General features: G+C 49.8%; 17 protein-coding genes. 8 read left to right on the top strand and 9 right to left on the bottom strand.

Annotated features, from left to right (window positions below; genetic code table 11):
• The coding region (locus tag R3177_RS05150) for a pseudouridine synthase (protein ID WP_318969967.1) at nucleotides 1-587 on the bottom strand (587 nt) is incomplete at its 3' end.
• Between the two features lie 484 nt (nucleotides 588-1071).
• Between R3177_RS05150 and rne the strand changes: the two genes are divergently transcribed.
• Nucleotides 1072-4272, top strand: coding sequence for a ribonuclease E (gene rne / locus R3177_RS05145; RefSeq protein WP_318969966.1), 3201 nt, complete (start codon nucleotides 1072-1074; stop codon nucleotides 4270-4272).
• A gap of 76 nt (nucleotides 4273-4348) precedes the next feature.
• Here the strand turns inward: rne and R3177_RS05140 are convergent, their stop codons facing one another.
• Nucleotides 4349-5512, bottom strand: a complete 1164-nt coding sequence (locus R3177_RS05140) for a DcaP family trimeric outer membrane transporter (RefSeq protein WP_318969965.1) — start codon at nucleotides 5510-5512, stop codon at nucleotides 4349-4351.
• A 227-nt stretch (nucleotides 5513-5739) separates the two neighbouring features.
• Between R3177_RS05140 and acs the strand changes: the two genes are divergently transcribed.
• Nucleotides 5740-7695, top strand: a complete 1956-nt coding sequence (gene acs, locus R3177_RS05135) for an acetate--CoA ligase (RefSeq protein ID WP_318969964.1) — start codon at nucleotides 5740-5742, stop codon at nucleotides 7693-7695.
• 102 nt (nucleotides 7696-7797) lie between these two features.
• Complete coding sequence (locus R3177_RS05130; RefSeq protein WP_318969963.1) at nucleotides 7798-8472, top strand: response regulator transcription factor; 675 nt, start codon at nucleotides 7798-7800, stop codon at nucleotides 8470-8472.
• Between the two features lie 47 nt (nucleotides 8473-8519).
• Here the strand turns inward: R3177_RS05130 and R3177_RS05125 are convergent, their stop codons facing one another.
• Nucleotides 8520-12083, bottom strand: coding sequence for a PAS-domain containing protein (locus R3177_RS05125; protein WP_318969962.1), 3564 nt, complete (start codon nucleotides 12081-12083; stop codon nucleotides 8520-8522).
• A 155-nt stretch (nucleotides 12084-12238) separates the two neighbouring features.
• Between R3177_RS05125 and R3177_RS05120 the strand changes: the two genes are divergently transcribed.
• The 5 genes from R3177_RS05120 to R3177_RS05100 all read left to right on the top strand — a co-directional run bounded on the left by R3177_RS05120 (nucleotide 12239) and on the right by R3177_RS05100 (nucleotide 17426).
• Nucleotides 12239-12502, top strand: a complete 264-nt coding sequence (locus R3177_RS05120; RefSeq protein ID WP_318969969.1) for a DUF4212 domain-containing protein — start codon at nucleotides 12239-12241, stop codon at nucleotides 12500-12502.
• Nucleotides 12503-12507: 5 nt separating this feature from the next.
• Nucleotides 12508-14289 carry a sodium:solute symporter family protein gene (locus tag R3177_RS05115; RefSeq protein ID WP_318969961.1) on the top strand — a complete coding sequence of 594 codons (1782 nt, stop codon included), beginning with the start codon at nucleotides 12508-12510 and terminating at the stop codon, nucleotides 14287-14289.
• Between the two features lie 93 nt (nucleotides 14290-14382).
• Nucleotides 14383-14910 (top strand): hypothetical protein, encoded by a 528-nt coding sequence (locus R3177_RS05110; RefSeq protein ID WP_318969960.1) that lies wholly within the window; start codon nucleotides 14383-14385, stop codon nucleotides 14908-14910.
• A gap of 25 nt (nucleotides 14911-14935) precedes the next feature.
• A complete protein-coding gene (locus tag R3177_RS05105; protein ID WP_318969959.1) occupies nucleotides 14936-16762 on the top strand; it encodes a DUF294 nucleotidyltransferase-like domain-containing protein in 1827 nt (608 codons plus the stop codon).
• Nucleotide 16763: 1 nt separating this feature from the next.
• Nucleotides 16764-17426: an exonuclease domain-containing protein gene (locus R3177_RS05100; protein WP_318969958.1), complete on the top strand. Its 663-nt coding sequence runs from the start codon at nucleotides 16764-16766 to the stop codon at nucleotides 17424-17426.
• A gap of 26 nt (nucleotides 17427-17452) precedes the next feature.
• Here the strand turns inward: R3177_RS05100 and R3177_RS05095 are convergent, their stop codons facing one another.
• The 6 genes from R3177_RS05095 to R3177_RS05070 all read right to left on the bottom strand — a co-directional run.
• On the bottom strand, nucleotides 17453-19021 hold the full coding sequence (locus tag R3177_RS05095; RefSeq protein WP_318969957.1) for a PH domain-containing protein: 1569 nt from the start codon (nucleotides 19019-19021) through the stop codon (nucleotides 17453-17455).
• Nucleotides 19005-19559 (bottom strand): PH domain-containing protein, encoded by a 555-nt coding sequence (locus R3177_RS05090; RefSeq protein ID WP_318969956.1) that lies wholly within the window; start codon nucleotides 19557-19559, stop codon nucleotides 19005-19007. The genes R3177_RS05095 and R3177_RS05090 overlap by 17 nt, the downstream gene beginning before the upstream one ends.
• A 4-nt stretch (nucleotides 19560-19563) precedes the next feature.
• Nucleotides 19564-20046, bottom strand: a complete 483-nt coding sequence (locus tag R3177_RS05085) for a DUF1456 family protein (RefSeq protein WP_318969955.1) — start codon at nucleotides 20044-20046, stop codon at nucleotides 19564-19566.
• Between the two features lie 75 nt (nucleotides 20047-20121).
• Nucleotides 20122-20679, bottom strand: coding sequence for an elongation factor P (gene efp / locus R3177_RS05080; protein WP_318969968.1), 558 nt, complete (start codon nucleotides 20677-20679; stop codon nucleotides 20122-20124).
• Nucleotides 20680-20695: 16 nt separating this feature from the next.
• On the bottom strand, nucleotides 20696-21895 hold the full coding sequence (gene earP / locus R3177_RS05075; protein ID WP_318969954.1) for an elongation factor P maturation arginine rhamnosyltransferase EarP: 1200 nt from the start codon (nucleotides 21893-21895) through the stop codon (nucleotides 20696-20698).
• A 19-nt stretch (nucleotides 21896-21914) separates the two neighbouring features.
• A partial coding sequence (locus R3177_RS05070) for a hypothetical protein (protein ID WP_318969953.1) occupies nucleotides 21915-22270 on the bottom strand: 356 nt, incomplete at its 5' end.

Genomic DNA, 22270 nt, shown 5'->3' with positions numbered 1-22270 from the left:
CGCAGTGCATCAGTCACTTTACGAACCTTATTGTCCCAGTCACCACTGACCAGTGCCCAGTATTTCTTTTCAACCGTTTTATCCCGCAGCTGAGCATGCAAATGCGTCAGCACTGAGCGTTTTTTAGCGATCAGTAAGCAGCCGGATGTGTCACGGTCCAGCCGGTGCACCAGCTCCAGCATTTTGGCCTGAGGCCGCAGCGCCCGCATCGCCTCAATCACGCCGAACTGCAGACCGCTACCACCATGAACCGCCATACCAGAGGGTTTATTCAGGACAATCAGGTCGTTATCTTCAAACAGAATATGGCTTTCCAGCTCACTGACCAGACTGAACTTAACGGATATCCGATCCGGCTCAGCGGCAACCGTTAATGGCGGCACCCGGACAACATCAGCAGACTGCAGCTTGTACTCAGGTTTGACCCGCTTTTTATTAACTCGTACCTCGCCTTTTCGCAAAACACGGTAAATAACACTTTTTGGTACACCCCGCAGCCGTGCAAGCAAAAAATTGTCTATTCGCTGACCGATAAAATCATCTTCTATTTCAATCAGTTGTATCGGCAATTTGATTTCATCCGTCATGTGCTTTAAATACTCTGCTAAAATTACTTTTAAGTTGCTATCCGATGCACATTAGTGGGATAATCACCCGGCTAATTATGCCAAAATGTGGCAATTAGGGCGCTTAAGGTGACATAAGAGAAATTGTGCGGCACCGTCAGGGGATGTGATCATACCGAAATCGTGGTGAAAACCAACGTTTTTTATAGCCCCGGCGTTTAAATAACGCCTTTTGCCTGAGGTAATGTTGCGTAATCTGTTACCAACAACGGCAAAACACAGTTTCCGGTAACCTGAGCAACAAGAATAATTTGCTATAACGCAACGCCCAAACGGCGGTGTGTTTCAGATTCAAACGAAAACAGCTGACTATACTGTAAATAGTGACAATTTGGTTCCCTCAGGTATCCCAGTCGGGAGATTGCATTTTTGATGCCTGATAACATCTGAACACCCAGGTGCCCGGTAAGGTTGCGTTGTGGCTGCATAAATGAGTCACCCAACAATGAAAAGAATGCTAATTAATGCAACGCAGGAAGAAGAAATCCGCGTTGCTTTGGTCGATGGCCAAAAACTTTACGATCTGGATATAGAAAGCCCGGGTCATGAACAGAAAAAAGCGAATATTTATAAAGGTAAAATCACCCGGGTTGAACCCAGTTTGGAAGCGGCATTTGTTGATTATGGTGCCGATCGTCATGGTTTTTTACCACTGAAAGAAATTTCCCGCGAATATTTCCCGAAAGGTTACAGCTTCGATGGCCGACCCAATATTAAAGAGGTCGTTAAAGAAGGTCAGGAAGTGATTATTCAGATTGATAAGGAAGAACGTGGCCAGAAAGGCGCGGCGTTAACGACCTTTATTAGTCTGGCCGGCTCTTACCTGGTGCTAATGCCGAATAACCCGCGGGCTGGTGGTATTTCCCGCCGCATAGAAGGCGATGAGCGTCAGGATCTGAAAGACTCACTGGGGCAGTTAGATATGCCGGATGGCATGGGACTGATAGTTCGTACCGCCGGTGTCGGTAAATCTTATGAAGAACTGGACTACGATTTAAAAGCCCTGCTTAAGCACTGGTCTGCCATTACTGAAGAAGCCGCAAAACGGCCGTCGCCGTTTTTAATTCATCAGGAAAGCAACGTGGTATTTCGCGCCATCCGCGATTACCTGCGCCGCGATGTTGGCGAAATTCTGATTGATAACCCGAAAATTTTTGAAGAAGCCAAAGTCTATATTCAACAGTTCCGGCCTGACTTTGCCCACCGGGTAAAAATGTATGACGGCGAAGTACCGTTGTTTATGCATTACCAGATTGAAACCCAGATTGAAACGGCATTCCGCCGGGAAGTGCGCTTGCCCTCAGGCGGCTCCATTGTTATTGATGGAACCGAAGCACTTACTGCGATAGATATTAACTCGTCAAAGGCCACCAAAGGCGGCGATATTGAAGAAACCGCTTTTAATACCAACCTCGAAGCGGCTGATGAAATAGCCCGTCAGCTTCGTTTACGCGATTTGGGCGGCTTGATTGTTATCGATTTTATCGATATGACCCCGGTTCGGCACCAGCGGGAAGTTGAAAACCGGTTAAAAGATGCCGTTAAGCACGACCGTGCCCGGGTGCAAATTGGCCGGATTTCCCGCTTTGGTCTGTTGGAGATGTCACGGCAACGGTTGCGCCCGTCACTGGGAGAATCTGCCGGTCATGTCTGCCCGCGCTGTCATGGCCGCGGTACCATCCGGGGTACCGAAAGCTCTGCGTTATCTATTCTGCGGCTTATTGAAGAAGAGGCCATTAAAGATAACACCAGCCAGATCCATGCGCAGGTGCCTATTTCAGTAGCAACCTACCTGATGAACGAAAAACGGGAGTCGGTACGGCGCATTGAAAAACGCAATGGCATCCAGATATTTGTTATTCCTAATGAACATCTGGAAACTCCACACTATGAAGTGAGCCGCATCCGGATAGATGAAGAACTGGATGATGTCAGCTACAACATGGTGAAGGCACCAGAGGTGATCAGTAAACCGTACCAGCCAGCGGTGGAAGTGATAAAAGAAAAACCGGCAGTATCGGCTATTAATATCGCCCAGTCAGCCCCGGCCCGCTCTGCTCCGGCAGTGGGAGCAGCTGCACCGGTTGCCGCTGCCGGGCCTGATTTATTCAGTAAGCTAAGTAAATGGTTCAAAGGGTTAATTACCGGTAGCGAACCAAAAACTGAACACAGCAAAACCCCAAGCAGCCAGCATACTGCGCACAAAGAGCAGCTTAAGCCCAGCCGGGATGACAGCCGCAGCAGAGGGGATGCAGCACGTGATAGTAGCCGCCCGGAAGGAAAGAATGACAACAATCGCCGGCGCAATAATAAGCGCCGTCGTCCTGACCAGACAGAGCGTGCTGCAGATAAAGACGATACCAGCAACAGTGTTAGTAATGCACCAGCAAAACAGGAGCGGCCTGCCCGCCCGGCACAGGATCGCAGTCGTCAGCAGGACAGCCGCAAACCGCAAGCTGAACGGGTAGCAGACACTTCCGTTACTGAATCTGCTGATGAGCCTAAAGAGCGCAGTGTTGCCGCAGAGCGGCGGCAGCGGCGCAATATGCGTAAATCTGTGCGCCTGAGTCAGCCTGTAGATAATGCCGCTGCGGCAAAAGATTCGCCGGCAGCGGAACAATCGACGGCAGACCAACAGATTCTGGCTGCACAATCTGAAGAGAAAATGCTGGGCGCTGCGGTGACGCCCGTCGCAGAACACTCAGCAAATCCAGCGTCAGAAAGCCCAGAAATTGACCAGGCCCGGTCAGATAATAAGCAAGCGGAAACGCCAGATAGCGGCGTAACGCCTCAGCAGCCGCAAGGCCAGAGTGCGACGGAGGATAAGGCTGACAGCGAGCAGGCAGAAGACACCTCTGAACCTCGCAGCCGCAGCCGACGTTCTCCGCGTCATTTAAGGGCAGCTGGTCAGAAACGTAAAAAGGACCAGCAGGAAGACGCCGCTGAAGCATCTTTGGCCCAGAGTGCCAGTGATACTGCAACAGCCGGTGACGATGCAAAGCCGGACGAGGATAGCACTGAAACGACAATCAGCGAGAAGCCTGAAGTCACAGTACAAGCCACAACACCCGCGCCGGATGCAGACGCCGGATCCGCTGACTTAACTGAGCAGTCGAATGACGCAACGTCTGCCGTTGCTAAAAACAACGACAGCACAGCCACGCCTGCCAAGCCAAAAGCGAAACCGGGTCGTCCCCGTGCCAAACGCAAAACGGCGGAAACCGCAAGCAGTGCAGAAGCCGCTGAGGCGGCTGCACCGGTAGCACAGGAACAAACCAAGGCACCTGAGCAGTCAGAGCTGAACCTGGCACCAGCAGAAGTTGTTGAAGCTGCCGCACCCGCTGAGACTGCAGCAACAGAGAAAGCGGTTAAACCCGCTGCACAGCCGGTAACGCCGAAGGCAGAACCGAAACCGGTAAGCAGCGCTGCCGCGCCAGCCAAACCCGCCAGTCGGTTTGGTAATATGGTCGTGGCAGATATGGCTAAACCAGAGACGGCGACGGTTGAGTCTGCTCAGCAGAATGAACCGGTTGCAGCCCCTGCTGCTGAGCGCCCGGCTGTCAGCAGCTCGAGCCGGCCCGCCGGTTCAGCGTTTGCCAGACAAGCAGCCAGCGCACCGATGACTAAGCCAGAAAAAGCAGAATAAAATAAGCCCCCGCTCCGGGGGCTTATTTAACATTGAGCCTTAGTATAGAAACCAGCATAATGCTGGTTTCTTTTATTTAAAAATCGTATTTGGCGCTGAATTGTAAGCGGTGCATATCGCCATCGAGCCCCGACTCTGCTTCCCTGTTAGCCAGTTTATACTCAACACCAAACATCAGTTTTTTTGCTGCCTGATATATCAGGTTGGTGGTCCAGCTACTGGTGGTTTTAGTCACGCCGGCACCGGTTAAACCGAGATCATTATCAACACTTAATACGGAATAAACCAGGTTACTGCGCCACTGACTGTTCCAGTTGTGGCGATATGCAATAGCAAACGCACTTGAATCGATAGCTTCAAGTTCATTATTGGCATCCAGCACCCCGCCATTGGCCGTGTTTAAACCGATATAGCGGCCCACACCGGAGCCTGTTGTTGCTGTCATTCTGATATCGTTGTTATTGGCCAGCATAATTTTGGCAGTCGCACTTAAACCAAACGCAGAAGTAGTGGTGTCAATGGTGGCCGTTTCATAAGCAAGCTGGCGCACCAGCGCAGAGACTGACCAGCTACCCCACTGCGTTTTCTGAGCATATTTAAACACCAGATCCGGTGTGGCATTATCATCTGTAGTGATCCGGGCACCACCGCCAAAAGGAGTCACTGTAGTTTCCGGGTTTTCGATAGCAATCTGAAAGTTGCCACTGGTATAGCGAATTTGGGCCTGGCGGACAAACGGCATGGCATCGGTATTACCGATAAAATCCAGCGTATCCGGCAAGGCGTTCAAATCCATAAAGGTTGACCAGGTCTGGCCAAACAACCAGCCATCGTAAGTGATAAAGGCTTGACGTAACCGTGGTGAATAACTGTTGGTGATCCGCTCATCCCCGCCTGATGTCGCCATAAAATCTAGTTCAATATGGCCACCAAGGGTTTTACCATTATCAAGTTTAGTATTAGTCTTAAAAAAGAAGCGGGACTGGCGGGCATGGAAATCAAAAGTTCCGCCCTCATCAGCACCGCCTACCGGTGTCAGACTGGGAATATAAAAGTCTCTGCCAATACCCGTGGCTATCTGACCATCAGAACTGTCAGTGTACATTGCGTCAAGTTTAACGTAACCGCCGAAAGTCACATCAGTGTCACCAATATTAAAGCCATTTGCCTGTACGCTGGCCGCTGACAACGCCAGTGCTATTGCACCGCTCAGGACGCTTAAGGTCTTTTTCTGTCTCATCTGAAGTTCTCCATCTTTATTATTGTAATAACATCTGGTTTGCATTATCTGGATTTTGACGATACAACTTTGGGTGACAGTCATTAAGTTCGCAATTAGCCTTTAGTCGCAGTTAGCGCTAATCCGAAAGCTTAGCTAGACTATGGTCTAATTTCATTGGCCGTCTCAATTCGTTAGAAAGTAACCTGTTTTAAATAACTCTATATTGCAGATCCACAGGGGAAACTATGTCACATCCAGGCCTTTATCCGGTGAGTGCAACGGCCAAAGCCAGAACACATATCACAGATGATATTTATCAGCAGATGTACCGTCAGTCGGTCGAACAACCTGAAAAATTCTGGGCTGAGCAGGGTAAGCGACTTGACTGGATCACGCCATACAGCAAAATCAAAGACACCAGCTTTGAATTAGGTAAGGTTAAAGTCAACTGGTACAGTGATGGCACCCTTAACGCCAGTTATAACTGCCTTGACCGTCACCTGGCGAGCCGCGCTGATCAGGTGGCATTTTACTGGGAAGGTGATGAGCCGGGTGTTCAGAAAACAGTGACCTATCAGCAACTGTATGATCAGGTATGTGCCCTGGCCAACGGTATGAAATCACTGGGCATTAAAAAGGGTGATCGGGTAACAATATATCTGCCGATGATCCCTGAAGCCGCGGTTGCTCTGCTGGCTTGTGCCCGCATCGGCGCTGTCCACTCAGTGGTATTTGCCGGATTTTCGCCCGATGCTCTGGGCAGCAGAATCGTCGACTGTGATTCCAAATTGGTAATAACGTCGGATCAGGCCCTGCGCGGTAACAGAACAACCCAGCTGAAAGATAATACCGATGCCGCACTTGGCCATCTGGGTGAAAAAAGTCCGGTGCAACATGTTATTGTCGTGAAGCATGTGGGCAAAAATGTTGATTTTCATCCCGGTCGTGATGTCTGGTACCACGAGCTGGTTGCGAGTCAAAGTAAACGCTGTGAACCAGAGCCGATGAATGCAGAAGATCCGTTATTTATTCTGTATACCTCAGGTTCAACCGGCAAACCTAAAGGTGTGCTGCACACGACCGGCGGTTATCTGGTATATGCCGCGATGACCCATCAGTATGTGTTTGATTATCACGATGGTGATATTTACTGGTGTGCCGCCGACGTAGGCTGGGTCACCGGTCATAGCTATATTATTTATGGTCCGCTGGCTAATGGTGCCAGCAGCGTGATGTTTGAGGGCGTGCCAACTTATCCGAGTGTAAAACGTATTGCCCAGATTGTTGACAAGTATAAAGTGAATATTCTGTACACTGCCCCTACCGCCATCCGTGCCCTGATGGCCCATGGGGATACGCCGGTAGCCGGTGCTGATTTAAGCTCACTGAAAATTCTCGGTAGCGTTGGCGAGCCAATCAATCCGGAAGCGTGGAACTGGTATTACGAAAAAATCGGCTCCGGCCAGTGTCCTATTGTCGATACCTGGTGGCAAACCGAAACCGGTGGCATTCTTATCACGCCGCTGCCCGGAGCAACGGCATTAAAACCCGGATCAGCTACCCGGCCTTTTTTTGGTGTAAAGCCCGCGATTGTCGATAATGAAGGCAAACAACTTGATGGCGTCGCCGCCGGTAACCTGGTGATCCTTGATAGCTGGCCGGGGCAAATGCGCACCTTATACGGTGATCATGACCGCTTTGAACAAACCTATTTCAGTACCTATGCTGGCATGTATTTTACCGGCGATGGGGCAAGGCGTGATGAAGATGGTTATTACTGGCTGACCGGCCGGGTGGATGATGTGCTGAATATTTCCGGTCACCGGCTCGGAACCGCTGAAATTGAAAGCTGCCTGGTCGCCCACGATGCTATCGCTGAAGCTGCCGTGGTTGGCTATCCGCACGATATTAAAGGCCAGGGAATTTATGTTTATGTCACGCCGCGGGTGGGTGTCGAACCCAGCGATGAACTGACTAAGGCTATCCGGGCCTGGGTGCGGGAAGAAATCTCTCCGATTGCGACACCGGATTTAGTGCAGTGGGCGCCTGCAGGCTTACCAAAAACCCGCTCGGGCAAGATAATGCGTCGGATACTGCGTAAAATTGCCGCGAACGAACATGACCAGTTAGGTGATATTTCTACCCTTGCTGATCCGTCAGTAGTTGAAATTTTAGTAAATAACCGTTTAAATCGTAAGTAAGGCAAAAGCAACGTAAGTTTGCGTTGTTCCAGTTGCAGCAAAAAAGGCCGCTATTGCGGCCTTTATAATAATTACAATTCTGGAGCTTACCGGAGGATTTATATGGCAAAGCTTATTGTTGCTGACGACCACCCGTTATTTCGCAATGCCCTGATTAATGCGATAAGCAGTACCTTTGTCACGAAGGCGACGATCGAAACAGACAGTTTTGATACCACCTGCACTGCATTGGAGCAACATCCTGACACTGATTTGCTGTTACTGGATTTACATATGCCCGGCAACTGTGGTTTTCTGGGCCTGATTCAATTGCGCAAAAATTACCCGAGCCTGCCGATAGTGGTAATATCTGCCAGTGAAGACCTGGATGTTATCCGGCGGGTTATTGCCTTTGGTGCGTCAGCTTATATCCCTAAGTCAGCTAATCCGCTGGATATCAGCACTGCCTTAAATGCCGTGTTAGCAGGTGAACTCTGGGTACCGGCGAATTTACAAAAATCCGTTTTTCAGGAGCAAGGTGCCGGCGAGGATTTAGATTTAGCTGCCAAAGTGGCTCAGCTTACTCAGCAGCAATATAAAGTATTGTATTATTTAACCGAAGGCTGGTTGAACAAGCAAATTGCCTACGACCTGCATATTTCAGAGGCCACGGTCAAAGCCCATATAACGGCGATTTTCCGCAAGCTCGGCTGTACTAACCGAACCCAGGTGGTAATACAGGCACAACGCCTGACGTTAGAGCCGCCGGTAGATCGGGCACTGGCTCAACAACACTGACCTGCTGCAACCGCGGCAGTAACCAGCTGAAACTAAGACATTACCGGCTAGTCACTGTCTGCCAGCTGCTTAGTGCGTTTAAGCATTTTAAAATGATTCAGGCTGGCTCTGAGGGCGCCGGGTTTAATCGGTTTAGCCAGATACATTAAGCCTGCTGCTTTAGCCCGGGCAGCTAAATCTGCCTGGGGTGCCGCCGACACCAGAATACCACCGACATCTCCCCATAACGATTTTATCTGCTGATACAGCGCCAGGCCATTGGTATGCTGCCCCAGCTGATAATCAATTAACATCACATCCGGCGCGGCTGCCTGGCGGGCGTAACTGAGCAGCGCCTGCTCGTCATAAAAACAATTTACCTCGGCGATTTGCCACTGCTCCAGCAGTACCTTTAACGCTGCCAGATTAGCGGCATCATCATCGATACATACCACTGTCAGTCCGGGCAGCGGACGTTGCACCTGCTGGCCGGGTAGCGGTAACAAAGTGCGTTGCTGCCGTGACGCCAGGGGCAAGGTAATGCTGAATAAGCTGCCCTGCCCCGGCCAGGAACGCACCTGAAGCGAATGGCCCAATAATTTTGCCATGCGGTGCACCACGCCCAAGCCCAGACCCACCCCCTGCTGCCCTTTTGCCGTGGCGTCTATCCGGTAAAAATCTTCAAAGATCCGCTCCAAATCATAAGCAGAAATGCCGGGGCCGGTATCCCAAACCTGGATAGTCAGCTGTTCGCCGCGTCTTCTGCATCCCAGCAAAATACGCCCCTTTACCGTATATTTAATTGCATTTGACAGCAGATTTTGCAAAATTCGCCGCAAATAAGTTGAATCAGTTAACACCTGGTATTCGCTGAGCCGGACTTTCAGTTGTAAACCTTTCTGGCTGGCAACCAGCCGGTATTCATCAGCCAGCTGGCTCAGCAGCTCCTGCAATGCAACCGGTTGCACATCAGGCTGCAACTTTCCATCATCCAGTTTGGCAATTTCCAGCAAGGTTGATATCAGCTCTTCCGACGCTTTTAACGAATTATCGAGCTGGCTCAGAATAGCAAGTTGTTGCTGTTTTTCATTGGTGCCGGCCAGTGCTGCCGTAAACAATCTGGCCGCGTTTAAGGGCTGCAGGATATCGTGGCTGGCCAGCGCCAGAAAACGGGTTTTCGAAGCATTAGCCGCTTCAGCTTCAGCCTTTGCCTGTAACAATTGTTGCTCTGTCTCGCGGCGTCTGCCAACTTCTGCCAGCAACTCATGGTTGATATCTGAGATCGTCTGGGTTCGTTCCTGCACCCGCGCTTCCAGATGCTGTTTCGCTTCAGCCAACGCCTGCACTGCTTTCACATGCTCAGAAATATCGGTGAAACTGGTTACAAAGCCGCCACCTGGAATAGGATTGCCGCGCATTTCTATTACCCGGCCATCAGGCCTTACCCGCTGGAATACATGCGCGGTGCCTTTTTGCATATGGGCAATGCGTTTTTCCACGTGCTCGTCCGGATCACCCGGCCCGCAAAGCCCCCGCTCGGCATTTAGTCTGACAATATCTGCCACAGGCCGGCCAACCCTTACCATGCCCTCAGGGTAGCTGAACATCTCAAGGTAGGCCCGGTTCCAGGCAACCAGTTTCAGCTCCCGGTCAACCACGCTGACGCCCTGGCTTAAATGCTCCAGCGTTGAAAACAAAATTTTGCGGGAAAACTGAATAGCCTGAGTAGTATCATCAAACAGGGTGACCACATCCTCAAACCCGAGCTGGCGACCTTCCAGTACAGCATTAACCATAGCAGAGGCCGACGAGGCACCAATCACCCCGGCCAGTTCACGTTCAACATGCTCGACCAGACCGACGCTTGGCAAATCATCCAGTTGCAGGCTGATTTTATGTTTACGGCCAAATTCTGCCAGGCATTCGATTGCCCGGCTGCTACCAACAAACCGCTCCAGTAATATTTTTAAATCGGCATTATGAATACGGATCCGGCGGGCAGGCGTATCCTGATGGTCTACCGGCAGGTTGGGCTTAACAAAAGCCACCGCTTGCAAACGATCCTGCAAGTTAACATTGCTAAGCATTGAAACGATAATATAAGCCAGAATATTAAAGCCAAGCGATAGCAACACCCCATGACTGAGGCTATCGAGGACGATGCCAAACATACCGGTAGGAGAAAGCCAGGATATACCCAGCAAACCCTGTTGCATTATATCGCTGTTAATCACCCCGGCATTGACCAGTTGCGGCAACATCAGGGTATAAAACCATAGCACCAGGCCCAGACTTAAGCCGGCATATACCCCCCAGGCGTTGCCACGGCGCCAGTACAGCCCACCGAGCACCGCCGGTGCCAGTTGAATAGCCAGGGCAAAAGCCAGCAGGCCGGTTTCGGCCAGCTCATAATTGCGGGCGAAAATCTGATAGTAAAAATAGGACGATCCCATTACCAGCATTATCATGGCCCGACGTACCAGCAGGATCAGTAAACTGTAATCGTGGGGCATACTTTTGTACCGGTTCGACTGCAGCAGGCTTGGCATCACTACATCGTTACTGATCATAGTACTTAACGCCAGTGTGGCAATGATTATCATGGAGGTTGCTGCAGAAAATCCCCCAATAAATACCAGCACACTTAAACTGCTCCAGCCTGACTGGGCGGGAATAAGTAAGACAAAGCTATCGGCTTGCGCCAGCATGGTGGGAAACATCTGCATGCCTGCTACTGCAAGCGGCACCACCACCAGTGTGACCAGTAGCAGATAACCTGAGAACCAGCGTCTGGCCTGCCGCAAGTGGTGATGTGACACATTTTCGACAAAAGCGACGTGAAACTGCCGGGGTAATAAAAATACCGCTGCCATAGCCAGCAGGGTTTTAGTGACAAACTCCACCATGCCAGACGTACTGTAATTGGCCTGCTGCTTGCTGGCGTGAGCAGCAAACGTGCTTAAAACATGTTGATCTTTATCCAGAATAAAAACATAAACCGCAATAGCCAGGGTAAGTAAGGCAAACAGTTTAACGACAGATTCAAAGGCTATTGCCACCATAATGCCACGGTTTTGCTCAGTTAAATGCAGCTTCCGGGTGCCAAATAAAATGGCAAAAAACGCCATCGCAATGGCACTGAGTAAGGCACTGTCCTGATACCAGTTACCGCTGATATCAGAGAAATCTCCGCCCAGCAGCACCTGATAAGAACTGGCAACGGCTTTTAACTGCAGTGATATATAGGGGACAACCACAATAAGACAGATTATGGCCGAGAACATCGCAATGTTTTTACGCTTACCATACCTTGCGGAAATAAAGTCGGCGACTGACGTGACATTTTGTTTTTTAGAAACATAAAGCAGCTTAAATAAAAATGGCTGGCCAAAAAGAAACAGCAATATTGGCCCAAGGTAAATCGGAATGTAATCCCAGCCAAGGGTGACAGCGGTGCCTACTGCACCATAGTAAGTCCAGGAGGTGCAGTACACCGCCAGCGCCAGACTATATATCAACCCACCATACTTTCGGATAAGCCGGTCGTCGGCATGGCGTTCGCCCCAGTTGGCAATCCAGAACAATCCTCCAACGTAAATCAGCGCCAATAAGGCAACAGTCCATGCCGTCACTGCTTTCTCCTGCTATCTGCATGGCAATACTTTGAGCTGCACATTGTCCGCTGTCAATCTTTGCACCCTGTTCTTCGACTAAAGTCGGGCTGGCGCCTGCGGTAACTACTGCTAGATTAACAAGGCTCGATAAAAATAACTAAAGGAGAAATATGATGGCGGACCATACAAACAACGCCAGGGCCTACTGGCAAGCGAACCTTCGCTTGATCGTCGGCTGCTTGGTGATATGGGCGCTGGTGTCCTATGGCTTTGGCATTTTACTACGGCCCTGGCTGGCAGGCATACCGGTGGGAGGCACAGACCTGGGTTTCTGGTTTGCGCAACAGGGTTCAATTCTAACGTTTATCGCGTTGATCTTCTTCTATGCCTGGAGAATGAACAAGCTCGATAAGGAATTTGGCGTAGACGAGGAGTAAGCAGGATGAGTCAATTTGCAATAAACCTGATATTTGTCGGCGGCTCCTTCGCCCTCTATATCGCAATCGCTATCTGGGCGCGGGCCGGCAGCACGAAAGAGTTTTATGTTGCAGGCGGCGGTGTTAACCCGGTGATGAATGGTATGGCAACGGCTGCCGACTGGATGTCAGCAGCCTCTTTTATTTCAATGGCCGGCTTAATTGCTGCCGGTGGTTATGCTAATTCCACCTTTTTAATGGGCTGGACCGGTGGCTATGTGCTGCTGGCGATGCTACTGGCACCCTATCTGCGTAAATTCGGTAAATTTACGGTACCCGATTTTATCGGAGATCGTTTCTACAGCACCGGAGCCCGGCTGGTAGCAGTGGCGTGTCTTATTATTGCGTCTGTTACCTATGTTATCGGCCAGATGACCGGCGCCGGTGTCGCATTTTCCCGCTTTCTGGAAGTCAGTAGCGACTGGGGGCTGATCATTGCCGCGGTCGTCGTGTTTCTGTATGCGGTAATGGGTGGCATGAAAGGAATAACCTATACTCAGGTGGCGCAGTATGTGGTTTTGATTATCGCTTACACTATTCCTGCGGTATTTATTTCACTGCAGCTTACCGATACGTTTTTGCCACCGATCGGCTTATTTTCAGAACATACAGAGTCAGGTATGCCATTGCTGGCTAAATTAGATCAGGTTGTCAGCGAACTGGGTTTTCGCGATTACACTGCCGATGTCGACAATAAGTTAAACATGGTATTGTTTACCTTGTCGCTGATGATCGGTACTGCGGGTTTACCGCATGTGATTATCCGCTTTTTCACCGTGCCAAAAGTGGCCGATGCCCGCTGGTCTGCCGGTTGGGCCCTGGTATTTATCGCGCTGCTGTATTTAACTGCCCCTGCTGTTGCCTCAATGGCGCGCTTAAACCTGCTGACCACCATTTATCCGGACGGCCCCACCGCACAAGCCATTGAGTATTCAGAACGGCCAGACTGGATGAAAACCTGGGAAACCACTGGCTTAATTCAGTATAACGATAAGAACAATGATGGTCGTATTCAGTTGTATAACGATACGCCAGCATTTGCTGATACTGCGGCTGAACGCGGCTGGAATGGTAATGAGCTGATCGTTAACAATGATATTCTGGTGCTGGCAAACCCGGAGATAGCCAACTTACCTGGCTGGGTAATTGGTTTAATTGCTGCCGGCGGTCTGGCTGCAGCGTTATCAACAGCAGCCGGTTTGCTGCTGGCTATTTCATCTGCGATCAGTCACGACTTAATCAAAGGGTCTATCAAACCGGATATCAGTGAGAAAGGCGAGCTGCTGGCGGCCCGTATTTCAATGGGGGTAGCCATTGTTGTTGCAACCTGGCTTGGCATGAATCCGCCCGGCTTTGCCGCTCAAACGGTTGCCCTGGCCTTTGGTATTGCCGCTGCATCAATATTCCCGGCACTGATGATGGGGATATTCTCAAAACGGGTGAATAATGTTGGCGCAATCAGCGGCATGCTGGCAGGTTTAATTTCAACCTGTGTGTATATTTTCCTGTATCTGGGCTGGTTCTTTATTCCCGGCACGGCTACCTTTGAAAATATCCCGCAAAACTGGTTATTTGGTGGCACAGGTTATGGTATTTCACCGCTGTCTTTTGGGGCAGTGGGTGCCATGATTAACTTTGCTGTGGCCTTTGCTGTCTCAGCCGTGACTGCACCACCGCCGGTGCGGATCCAGGAGTTGGTCGAAAGCGTCCGCTTCCCAAGAGGCGCCGGCCAGGCAATAGATCACTAAGCTCTGTTAGCCGATACACTATGATATAGTCGTTGCGGGCTTTCTGTTGAAAGCCCGCCTTATTTAAGCGAACCAATCAGCAGGAACGACCCTATGTTATGGGAATTAATCGCGACAATATTTGCCGGTCTGGGTGCTGCGGGTATCGCCCTGGCCATTCGCTTTATCAGCAGAAAAAAAGCACCGCGCTGGCTTATTCCGGTATTTGCCGGCCTGGGTATGCTCAGCTTTCAGGTGCAAAGTGAATATAACTGGTATCAGCATCAGGCAGGACGTTTGCCCGCGGGCGTTGTCGTCATAAGAACAGTTGAACAGCGGGCATTTTGGCGCCCCTGGAGCTATATTTACCCGCAGACATTACGTTTTATTGCTGCAGATATTGGCAATGCCGCTGCTAATCAGCGCAATAACGCTGTCTGGCTGGTTGATCTGTACTTATTCGAACGACGGTTAGCGGCAAAACGGGTGCCACAGGTGGTACATTGCCAACAGCAGGCCAGAACAGATTTTACCGAAAACTTGCAAATCCCGGCACCAGGTGAGGCTGTCAGCCCGGCCTGGCAGAAACTGGATGACAATGACCCTTTATTGGTGGCGTTGTGTCAACGTCAAACGAGCTGAAAGCAGGTGAAGCCACTGAGGTAATATGGAAGTCGCTGAGGTTACAAATTTTTTAGCACAGACCACCCCCTTTGACCAGCTTGATCCTGATCAGCTGAGTCAGCTGGCCGCCAGTATTTCGGTTTATTACTGTCAACAGGGTGAAACGGTGCAATTAAGCGCTGCGCGGTTGATGATTATTCGTACCGGAATTTTTGCCTTGTACAGTGACCAGCAGACCCTGTTAACCAAACTTGAGCAAGGTGACTTCTACGGTTATCAGCTGTTATTAACCGGACTGAGTGACAATGACAGTCTGGTCTGTGAAGAAGACGGTCTGGTTTATTGGTTAACTGCCGATGCATTTCATCAGTTACGCTATCAATATAAAAATATAGATATTTTTTTTCAGCGTTTATTCAGCCGACGTTTGCATCAGTATAAAGCACAACAACAAAACACACGCTTTACCCTCAAAGTCAGTGATATTGTTCATGCCCGGAAGATTGCCATAGACAGTGAACAAAGTGTCCAGCAGGCTGCCAGCCTGATGACTGAAAAAAGGGTATCATCGCTGCTGGTTGAACACGATGACAAACTGATAGGTATTATTACTGACCGTGACTTACGCAGCAGAGTGCTGGCCGTCGGTCTGCCGGCACAGACACCGGTACAACAGGTCATGACAGCCAAACCTCACACCATAGATAAACATGCTTATTTGTTTGAAGCGGTACAGCTAATGAGTCGGCACAATATTCATCATTTGCCGGTGCTGGATAAACAAAAAAGTTATTCGATGATTACTGCCACTGATATTATCCGCTCACAGCAGGATCACCCGGTGTACCTTATCGGTGAAATTCACCGACAGACCAGCATTGATGGCCTGGAGCAATGTGCCACTCAAATCAGCAGTCTGGCGATAACACTGGGTAAACAGCAGGTTCCGGCCCATGAAGCCGGCCACATTATCACCACTATTACTGATGCCCTGACTCAACGGTTAATTGCATTAGCGCAGCTTGAGCTCGGTGCTGCCCCGTGCGTCTTCAGCTGGCTGGCGTTTGGCTCCCAGGGGAGGATGGACCAGAGCCTAAATGCGGATCAGGACAATGCGTTGCTGCTTGAAAAAGAGCCAACCGGCGAACTGGCAAATTATTTTGCCTCTTTAGCTGACTTCGTCTGTCAGGGGTTAGCCCGCTGCGGCATTACCCTGTGCCCGGGCAATATCATGGCTTCAAACCCGGCGCTGAGATTGAGCTTAAAAGGATGGTCAGGCCAATTCGGTAAGTGGGTGACCAGCCCTACTCCCGAGGCTTTATTAAAAGCGAGTATCTTTTTTGATTTGCGGCTGATTGAAGGTAGCCGGGGTTTGTTTAATGCACTGCAGCAGGATATCCTGGCCAGAACGCGGGATAACGCGTTATTTTTGTATCATCTGGCACAAACCGCATTACAACGTACTGCGCCGCTCAGTTTTTTGCGTAATTTTATTCTGGAGCATGATGGCAAGCAGAAAAAAGGCCTGGATTTAAAAAAACGCGGCATAAGTTTAATTACCGATATTGTCAGAGTCTACGCGTTATCAGCCGGCATCAGTGACGTTAACACCCGGCAACGACTGATGCAACTTGCCAACAGGGGTGTTATGGACAGCAAAGACACTCAGAACTTATCTGATGCCTTCGATATGCTGGCCCAGCTCCGCTGGGACAAACATCAGCATGATCTAATTCAGGGGCATGACGTTACCAATCTTCTGGATCCCAATGTCTTATCGGGTCTGCAGCGGCATCAGCTTAAAGACAGCCTGACGGTGATTAATGATGCACAGTCATCATTAAAACACCGGTTCTGCCGGGATTTATAATATGCTGGCATGGCTATCCGATAGAACCACCCCGCTTAGCCATATCGTGCAGGCTTTTAATCAGACATCGCTACCTGGCTCAGCGACCCGGGCGGCCGACTGTCCGTTCCTGGTGATTGATTTGGAAATGACTGGCTTAAATGCAAAACAGGATCACATTGTCAGCCTGGGGTGGCTGCCAATACGCCAACATGAAGTTATTTTAAATGAAGCCCGTCATTATCTGGTGCAAGCCCCGGTCAGTGTAGGCCAGAGTGCGACATTTCACGGCCTGCATGATAAGGATTTTGACCAGGCACACGACCTGACAGAGGTATTAACCGAATTGCTGCAACATTATGCCGGCTATATTTTTGTTGCACATCACTGCCAGCTTGATTGCCGTTTTTTAACGGTGGCCAGTCAGCGTATTTTTGGTAAAGCTGCAAAATTCAGTTTTATTGACACCCTGAATATCGAATTGTACCGGATGCAAAAACAGGGCATTGTTATGAAAAAAGATGCCCTGCGGCTGCATCAGTGTCTGCAGCGTCATAAACTTCCGCAAAGTAACCAGCATCATGCCCTTGCCGATGCTTACAGTTGTGCCTTACTGCTGTTAAGCCAGCTGAAACATAGTCACGCCGATATTACGCTGGCCGACTTACAGTTACAAAGCCGTTGAGCTGAAAGTCAGAAAAACTGTTCGGCTTACATCCAGGCCTTTTTACTCCGCTGCAGCTGATAGAGCCCCCGCTCCAGCAACGTTCTGCCGGTAATATCATTCAGAAACGGAATTTCCAGCACACCGGAGGCCATCACCAATTTAACTGAACATAAACCCGCCCGGCGCATTAACCAGCTTTGCTTAAACACAACCTGCTGTAACTTGTAGTTAGCGAAACAGTAGTAATCGACTCCGAAGTAACCCCGGCGCACATAACAATACTGTTCGTCCTGAGCAATACCGTAGCGGTACCAGCGCATAACAATCAGCACAGCCCAGAATGTCAGTGGTATCACCGATAACCACGCCAACAGCAGGTGCTGCTGTGTCCAGAGCAGCAGCGGCATAATCACGGCAACGGGCAGCCAGTACAATAAGACACAGCGCCAGATAAAACGCCGGCTGATCCGGTTAAATGTAATTTGGTTTAAATGATTATCCGCACAGGCATCATTGAGCAGGTTCCGCGCTTCTGCCAGCGTAACGGAGGGCACCATAATTCGCTGCTCAGCGTTAACTTGCTGCTGACCATTAATTTGCGCCAAGCTCAGATTAACCCGGCCAAGCAGCATATCCAGCCAATCGCGCTTTAAAGCAACCCACTGCAGGCGAGAGAGCCTCATACTGACTTCATGCCGGGTCAGCAATCCACTGCGCCGGATATAATTATCCTGCTTTTTATGCAGGGTATAGCCATAAAAAGTCAACACCGATCCCAGCACCGAGAATACAGTAAACAACAACATGATGAACATCGTCAGTGATAAGGCATACAGGCCAATTACAAACCAGGATTGCTCTGTCGGATCAAATAACGCCGGTAAATCTATACCCGCCTGCAACAGCAGATCGAGCCCGTGTTCAGCAACCTGATTATAAAAAGGCGCAGCCAGGCCTAAAAACAGCCAAATCCGATTATTACTGATACCATGGATCACTAAATCAGCCAGACTGCGCTGGTTTAGCAGACGCTCTGCGCTGTCAGCCAGCACCGCTGTTTGCTGTACAGAATCTGTGGTTTGCGGGCACTCTGAAGCGGGCTCACGTAAATCGAGAATATGCTGCTTCAGTGCTTCGGCAAAAGGCCGGCTCAGGGCAACTAATTTGGCTTCCTGGTGAACCGAGCCGGCAGTATCCAGTTGCAGACAGACATAATCAGCTGGCCGGTAAAAAACGGGCTGTTCCAGTTTAATATTCTGGATCCGGTTAAAGGGGAGATTAAGATATTTTTTACTGATGACACCAGAGCGGATCTCTACGGTCCCTGCCGACAAACGGTACTGAAAATAATAAAACTTCAAAATTGCTACCGCCACGATCATCAGCAGTAGCGCCGATAACATGCCCAGAGCCATACCGGGGTTATCTTTAATCCGGTTAAACAACAATATTGCAGGCGGAATAAGGTAAACAAGCTGACTGGCAAAAAAACGCAGTGCCGCTACCGCAAAATATAAAATAGCGATAGCTGACACCCGCCGCCACTCTGCCTGACTGACTGGCTGGCTCAGCTCAGATAATAATGCAGCGCCAGACTCATTGTTGTTGTTCATCTTGCAATGCATCCTTGTGCTGCAATACAAACTGGCGGATTTGCTGGGCCTGGGTTAACCAAAGCCCGGGAATTTCAAAGGTGTGCAAAGCACCGCCAGCGCTGAATAACTGCAGACGGGCCAGCGAGGCTTTACGCTCAAGCGGACCTTGTTTTAATTCGATGTGCTGCACCCGAACCACCGGCTGCGTAACCATTTGCCTGAAAAAAATACCAGCACTGTAACTAATATCATGCTCCCGCAGGGCGAAATGCTTATGTTTATCGGCCTGCCAGCAATATATGGCCCGCACTACCCCAAGCACAGGAACCAGCCAGAGTGCATGCCTGATTACCTGCTGCAAATGGCTGGGCAATGGCCACCAGGGCTGCCACCACAGCAGCAGTAGCAACAACCAAAAGCCAGCGAAAACTAGCGCATTCACGCCCTGGCGCAGCACCCGGTAGCGGCCAGCCAGCGGCTCAAGTTGCAGTGCGTGCAGTGGCGTTATCTGAGCAGCGGGTAACTGAATATTGCTAAAACCATCTGCACTGCTCATCAGCTTACTCCGCTGTCTCAGCATCGGCACCAGGACGGTATTTCAGCTGCAGTCCCTTGATGAAGTTACGCAGCACCTGATCCTGACATACCCGGAAATGTTTATGATCAGCCCGGCGGAAAAACGCACTTAATTCCGGTTTACTCAAGCTAAAATCAGCCAGTGCCATTACTGCCAGCACATCATCGTCTTTAAAGTCGAGAGCAATTTTTAGTTTCCGGAAAATAATATTATTATTTAACCGTTGCTCAGGCTCAGCTTGCGGGCCATCTTTTCTGCCCCGTTTAAAGACAATCAGTCCATTTAAAAACTGTGCCAGCTCACTATCGGCCATCACACTGAACTCAATGTCATCATCTTTGCTAAGCCAGCTTATCATCTGTTCACGGCTCGGGGTCTGACCGCCCAGCGCCATAATGTCACTCATGGTGCTGTTATTATATTCAAAAGCATACCGCAATCGGCGTAACACATCATTATTGGTCACAGTGCAATCCTGTTATAGAGCTGAAAAAAAACAAAAGGCGCACTACGCGCCCTTTGTAATTATTTGCTAACGACATTACTTCGCGCGACTGCGGTATTCGTCAGTACGGGTGTCGATTTCAATCTTATCACCAATATCAACAAAAGCCGGTACCATTAATTCAAAGCCGGTATCCAGTTTCGCCGGTTTCATGACTTTACCAGTGGTATCGCCTTTCGCGGCCGGTTCAGTGTAAACCACTTCGCGAACAACAATAGTAGGTAAATCGACAGAAATCGCCCGATCGTTGTAGAACACAACAGAACACTCCATACCATCTGTCAGGTATTTCAGTGCTTCAGTCATGTTTTCAGCTTCAATTTCATACTGATTGTACTCAGAATCCATAAATACATACATCGGATCAGAGAAATAAGAATAGGTAACCTCTTTGGTTTCCAGTAATACCTGCTCAAATTTGTCATCGGCACGATAGACTGTTTCCATACCCTGAGCATTCAGCAGGTTTTTCATCTTCATTTTAACGACAGCAGCGTTACGACCTGATTTGTTAAATTCGGCCTTTAAAATTACCATCGGTTCGGTGCCAACCATAATTACCTGGCCAGCGCGCAGTTCTTGGGCAGTTTTCATCATTGTTGAAATATCTTCATTGTTGGGAAAAATTGGGCGCCATTATAAATTTTTTTTTGGCAAAGTGCACGAGGTTGCTGGCAAGATCTCCATTTGCCAGCAATTGTTCACGCCAACAGTGGTTATAGGCTGTCAGTTGCGGTAATACTGCATAAAAATGCGGCCAGTTTAACGCCAGGTCCTGGTCAGTATTCCAGTCCAGATAGAACTGTTGCACCGTCGCTGCAAGTTGCACCGGCATCTGCTGACAATATCGGTCAATAAAGGCGTTAAGCTTAATCAGATGCGCACTTTCCTGCTGCCGGTAGATTTGCCAGACAAAGGGCTGACCGGCCCAGTGCGCACGGATAACGGAGTCTTCACCGCGCACAAAATTCAGATGACACGCTGCCAGTAATAAGTCGTAATCCGGCTGGGCCAGAAAAGGGATAACCTTTAAGCTCAGCTGATTCAGCTGCACTGTATCACCGCTTAATAGCAGTGGATAGTGCTTACTCAGCTCATTCGCCAGTTCACCCTGGGGGATAACACAAAGTACCCTGCCCGGTTGTTGCTGCCATTGCTGCAGTAAACTGGCTAACTGGCTGTGACTATAGGCAAACAGGGAGATTTTCAGCTTAAATTCGTCAGCTTCCACCCCCAGTTGCTGCCAGAAACGCTGCTGAGCCTGATTATCGGTCTTAAAGGCATCCAGTCTTTGCGCCAGTGCCTGTTCATACAGCAGACCGCCGGTTTGCTGACTAAAACCGGGGAAAAAGAAATACTTGTTCAATCCTGGCTGGGCCTGGGGTGAGCTCAGACCGTGACAGCCTTCAACCCATTGCTCAGCTGACAGGTACTCCAGGTTCAGCCACAGCGGCACTGGCTGCTGCCTGGCCATCTGCTGTTTATAAGCATCAGGAATGGTGCAGGCCAAAGCTTCAATAACCACAACGGCTGGCGCTAACTGCTGCCAGTTCAGCGACGGGCACTTTTCATCGGGCCAATAGACTACCTCAACGCCAGCGACTGATTGTCTGGCAAGCCCGGGATCTATTTGCGGACAAATTTGCTGAAAGCTATGCAGATCATCAACCAGCAATTCAACACTGATATTATGCTCTGCCACCAATTGCCGGCTCAAACGCCAGCAAATCCCGATATCGCCAAAATTATCCACCACCGAGCAGAATATTCGCCATATTCCTCGATTATTAGTTTGGTTTAGCTGTTGCAAATGGCTGCCCGTTTTATCATCAGAGTATTAGCGGCACTATTATACCCAGCGCAATACGCAGGAACAGCCATAGAATAATCAAAAACAAAATCGTCACCAGCCAGGCAAGCATATACTGCAGAAAACCGTGCAGGCGTTGGCGCAACCGGCTCCACAAGTCAGTATCATTTACAGAGGCGGGCTTTTGAGCAAATAACAGCGTTAATAACATGATATTCAGCAGCAAAGCAAAAGTAACCAGTGCCGTCAGTTGCCAGCGCTGACTAACCGGAGCAGGAGCCAGCAACAATAAATAACCGAGCCAGCATAAACTGGCCAGGGCCAGCAACAGCCACAATGGTTGTAAAGGTTGAAGTCTGCCGGCCAGGCGATGAT

It is taken from the genome of Arsukibacterium sp. (genome assembly GCF_033722355.1).
In the GTDB taxonomy this organism is placed as follows: domain Bacteria; phylum Pseudomonadota; class Gammaproteobacteria; order Enterobacterales; family Alteromonadaceae; genus Alishewanella.
Note: the sequence above shows the minus strand (reverse complement) of the source record. Positions and strands in the feature narration are given on the sequence as shown.